Source organism: uncultured Virgibacillus sp. (assembly GCF_947495635.1).
In the GTDB taxonomy this organism is placed as follows: domain Bacteria; phylum Bacillota; class Bacilli; order Bacillales; family Amphibacillaceae; genus Virgibacillus; species Virgibacillus salarius.
This window is the reverse complement of record NZ_CANMAB010000168.1, coordinates 1-4,427: the sequence shown is the minus strand read 5'-3', so window position 1 is coordinate 4,427 and position 4,427 is coordinate 1. Positions and strand designations below refer to the sequence as shown.

Below are 4,427 nucleotides of genomic sequence, written 5' to 3'. Positions count from 1 at the left end.
GTGGTCAAGCAAGCAGTAGCTATTATTCCATAATAGCTACTAGAGGAAGCGTAGATCTGAGCATTTAGTGATAAGGAATGAGCGAATTTTGCTCAGGTTTTTCTTAATTTTAGTAGCTTTTTTGATTTTTATAACACTTCTAGATGAATCGGATTTCAATAAGGATATTAAAAAATGAAAATTAATTCAGTTACCTATTTTTAAATAGTTCTTAAAACGTCATTCTTTTGACTGAAAATTACTTGTATTTTAAACCAAATATCCTAAAATTTTGAATATGAAAACTTTGTAGAAAAATGACGAAAACATGCATGAAATCAGGATTAAACGACATTTTAGTAATAACGAAGTCTTATAAATTAAGAAATGTAGGAATAATTAAAATAAACTGTTTTAGGTAAAAAGCCTTTTCAAACTTGTCTAAAAGTTATATAATTTTTAACTGTAACCGAATTCTTAGTAGCGAAAAATACTAAAATATTCAGAAAAAAGGGACATCTAAGGGAGGATATTAGTATGAAGAAATGGTCATTATTGGTTGCACTTGGTATCGTACTAAGTGTTTTTTTAGCAGCCTGCGGTGGCGATGACAATAGTACTGAAGGATCAAAAAGTAAAGATTCTGGTACAAGTGAAAGTAGTGGCGATAATACACTTAATCTATTACAAAGTGGAACAATCTCTACAATGGATTCTTCCATGGCAACAGATGAGTTCTCTTTCCAGTTCTTAGGTTCTACTATGGAAGGACTATATCGCTTAGATAAAAATGGCGAACCTACAGAAGGTATCGCAAAAGAACATAAAGTAAGTGACGATGGTCTAACTTGGACTTTTACACTACGTGAAGATGCTAAATGGGAAAATGGGGACCCAGTTACTGCAAATGACTTTGTTTATGCATGGCAACGTGCGGTTAACCCTGAAACTGGTTCAGAGTATGGTCCTTACATGATGAGCGGTGTTATTAAAAACGCTGAAGCCGTTAGTAGTGGAGATGCTGCTGTAGACGAGTTAGGAGTTACTGCTAAAGATGATTATACATTAGTAGTTGAGCTTGAAAACCCAACTCCATATTTTGAATCACTCACAACGTTCGGTACGTTCTTACCATTAAATGAAAAGTTCGTTGAAGAACAAGGTGATAAATATGCTACAAGTTCTGAGACAGTATTATCAAACGGTCCATTTGTATTGAAAAATTGGACTAGCACAAGCAGTTCTTGGGATCTAGAAAAGAATGAAAGTTACTGGGATGCGGATACAGTACAACTAGATAAATTGACATATGAGGTTGTTAAAGACCCACAAACAGCAGTGGACCTATATGAAAAAGGTACAGTAGATCGTGCTGACTTATCTTCAGATTTGGTTGACCAATATGCTACACACGAAGATTACAATGTTTCTCCTGAAATGTCAGTATGGTATCTAAAATTTAATGAAACAAGAAATGAAGCTTTAGCTAATACAAATATTCGTGCTGCACTAAGTAGAGCATTCGATAAGCAATCATTAGTTGATGTTATTCTTAACAATGGTTCTGTCGTTGCAAATGGTTTAATTCCCGAAAACTTTGTTCAAATGCCAGAAGGTGAAAAAGACTTCCGCGAAGTAAGTGGAGATCATATTACGTATGATCCAGAAGCAGCAAAAGAATACTGGAAAAAAGGTCTAAAAGAATTAGGTAAAGATTCCATTGAGCTTGAATTCCTATCTGGTGATACAGAAACGGCTAAAACAATGAATGAATATCTTGTTAATCAACTAGAGTCAAATCTAGATGGCCTAAAAATCAACCTAAAGCAAGTACCTGGTGAACAACGTTTAGACCTAGACACAAAAATGGATTATGACATCCAACTGTCTGGTTGGGGACCAGATTACCTTGACCCATACACATATATGAGCCTTTGGGTGACAGACGGTGGAAACAATAAAATGGGATATTCAAATAAAGAATATGACAAATTAGTAGAAGAAACGACAACTGAATTAGCTACTAATAATACTGCTCGCTACGAGAATTTCTTGGAAGCAGAAAAGATTTTATTTGAAGATGCTGCAATAGCACCTGTTTATCAACGTGCTAAAGCACAATTAGTATCTCCTAAGATGCATGGCGTATACATGAACGCATTTGGTCCAACATATGAGTACAAATGGGCAAGTGTAGAATAAGCGCACATCATTTTAAGTTAAGATAGAAATTTTAAAGAGAGAGTAGGCACTGCATGATGCATACTCTCTTTTTCCCCTTATATTGATATATTCTCATAATATTGAACATTAGCTTAATTTTAGGAGGTGCAAGCATGTTACGCTACATTTTACGTCGCGTCATGTATATGGCAATTACACTGTTTATTATTGCTACCGTGTCATTCTTTCTGATGAAAATGTTGCCTGGTAGTCCGCTTAATGCAGAGGATAAATTGAGTGAAGAACAAAAAGCCATTGTATTAGAAAAATACGGCTTGAATGACCCGGTTCCCGTTCAATACGTAAATTATATGAAAGGTCTTGTACAGGGAGATCTAGGTATTTCCTTTGCGTTTGATAATACACCTGTAACGAATATTTTAATGGATCGAATAGGCCCATCTGCACAGTTGGGAGCGCAATCATTATTAGTAGGAACAATTCTAGGAATTTTATTCGGTTTAATAGCTGCAATATCGCACAATGGATTTCTTGACTATAGTTCGACAATATTAGCAGTACTCGGGACATCTATTCCATCCTTCGTATTTGCGGGACTACTCCAATGGTTCCTTGCCGTGGAAACAGGCTGGTTCCCTGTCGCATTATGGGGAACGTTTGAACATACCATATTACCAACGATCGCCTTGATGATATTCCCGATGGCAACGGCTGCTCGTTTTACGCGTACGGAAATGATCGAAGTAATGGGTTCTAACTTTATTACAACGGCACGTGCAAAGGGTGTCAGCGAAGTCGGCATTATCTTTAAACACGGCTTGCGTAATGCACTTATTCCACTTGTGACCGTGATTGGCCCAATGGCAGTGAGTTTAATGACAGGAACGCTTGTTATTGAAAAAATATTCGCTGTGCCAGGAATAGGAGAACAATTTGTTACATCGGTTATGGTTAATGATTATCCAGTAATTATGGGAACGACAATACTTTTCGCATTTTTATTTGTAGTAATCATCTTAATCATCGACCTCCTATATGTATTAATTGACCCTAGAATCAGGCTTACAGGGGGGGAAAGCTAATATGGAGAAAGATCATCAAAAAAATCAGGTCCCAAAAGAATTACTAGTACCTATAAAAGATAAAGAGAATGATAGTGAAAAAATATCAGGCCCTAGTCGAACATTTATGCAAGATGCTAGACGAACCTTCTTCAAAAATAAAATGGCAATGTTTTGTGTTATTCTGCTGGCTGTGATTGTTGTATTTAGTATCATCGGACCAGGTATGAATGAGCATGGTTTAGACGATCAAGACTTATCACGAGCCAAAATGCCTCCGCATGCCCCCGTTTTAGAAAATATTTCATGGTTAGGTTTTGATGGGACATTAAAGGATGAATTCAAAGGTGATAATGTTGAACAAGCTACACAAAAGGCTATATCCCGTTATGATAACCAAGAAGAATTTATTGATATAAAGGTGCTGTCTGAAGGGGATGGCAGCAATAATTCTGCAGAAGTAAAAGCTACTTATCATGTTTATGAAGCCAAGGATATGTCCGATCAATATTTCTGGCTAGGCACCGACACGCTTGGTCGGGATCAATGGACAAGATTATGGTTAGGTACACGAGTTTCCTTAATTATCGCATTAGTTGCGGCGGCGATTGATCTCGTAATTGGTGTCGCATATGGTGGTATTTCCGCATATTATGGCGGAAGAGTCGACAATGTGATGCAACGAATACTAGAAATATTAGTCGGAATTCCGAATCTTGTTGTTATTCTATTAATGATTCTCGTATTACAGCCAGGTATTATATCGATTATTATCGCTCTGACGATAACGGGTTGGATTGGAATGGCCCGGATCGTCCGTGGTGAAGTGTTGAAGCTGAAAAATCAGGAATTTGTGCTTGCTGCACGAACGTTGGGCACAACGAATGGAAAAATTATTCGGAAGCATCTAGTACCAAATATTAGTGGGATTATTATCATTAATACGATGTTTACGATACCTAGTGCCATCTTTTTTGAAGCATTTCTAAGCTTTATTGGATTAGGGATGGTTCCGCCGGATGCATCTCTAGGTACGCTAATAAATACTGGATTCGACAATATCAGACAATATCCATATCTATTAGTCTACCCAGCAGTACTGATTTCAGTCATTATGATTGCATTTAACTTAATTGGAGATGGATTACGTGATGCGTTTGATCCGAAAATGCATAAATAAGAAGGTAGGTGTTTCTAAATGAG

At 36.9% G+C, this 4,427-nt stretch carries 3 protein-coding genes; all 3 read left to right on the top strand.

The features are described from left to right. Positions 1 to 516 precede the first annotated feature (516 nt). The 3 genes from Q1A47_RS20075 to opp3C all read left to right on the top strand — a co-directional run bounded on the left by Q1A47_RS20075 (position 517) and on the right by opp3C (position 4,404). Positions 517 to 2,181 (top strand): peptide ABC transporter substrate-binding protein, encoded by a 1,665-nt coding sequence (locus Q1A47_RS20075; RefSeq protein ID WP_034679422.1) that lies wholly within the window; start codon positions 517 to 519, stop codon positions 2,179 to 2,181. Between the two features lie 134 nt (positions 2,182 to 2,315). After that, positions 2,316 to 3,245 (top strand): oligopeptide ABC transporter permease, encoded by a 930-nt coding sequence (gene opp3b, locus Q1A47_RS20070; RefSeq protein ID WP_166531005.1) that lies wholly within the window; start codon positions 2,316 to 2,318, stop codon positions 3,243 to 3,245. 1 nt (position 3,246) lies between these two features. Then, positions 3,247 to 4,404 (top strand): oligopeptide ABC transporter permease, encoded by a 1,158-nt coding sequence (gene opp3C / locus Q1A47_RS20065; RefSeq protein ID WP_121605799.1) that lies wholly within the window; start codon positions 3,247 to 3,249, stop codon positions 4,402 to 4,404. Positions 4,405 to 4,427: the final 23 nt, after the last annotated feature.

Bases quoted from the DNA above. Each gene is read 5' to 3' on its own strand.
- opp3C (WP_121605799.1), top strand. From the start codon at position 3,247: ATGGAGAAAGATCATCAAAAAAATCAGGTCCCAAAAGAATTACTAGTA.
- Q1A47_RS20075 (WP_034679422.1), top strand. From the start codon at position 517: ATGAAGAAATGGTCATTATTGGTTGCACTTGGTATCGTACTAAGTGTT.
- opp3b (WP_166531005.1), top strand. From the start codon at position 2,316: ATGTTACGCTACATTTTACGTCGCGTCATGTATATGGCAATTACACTG.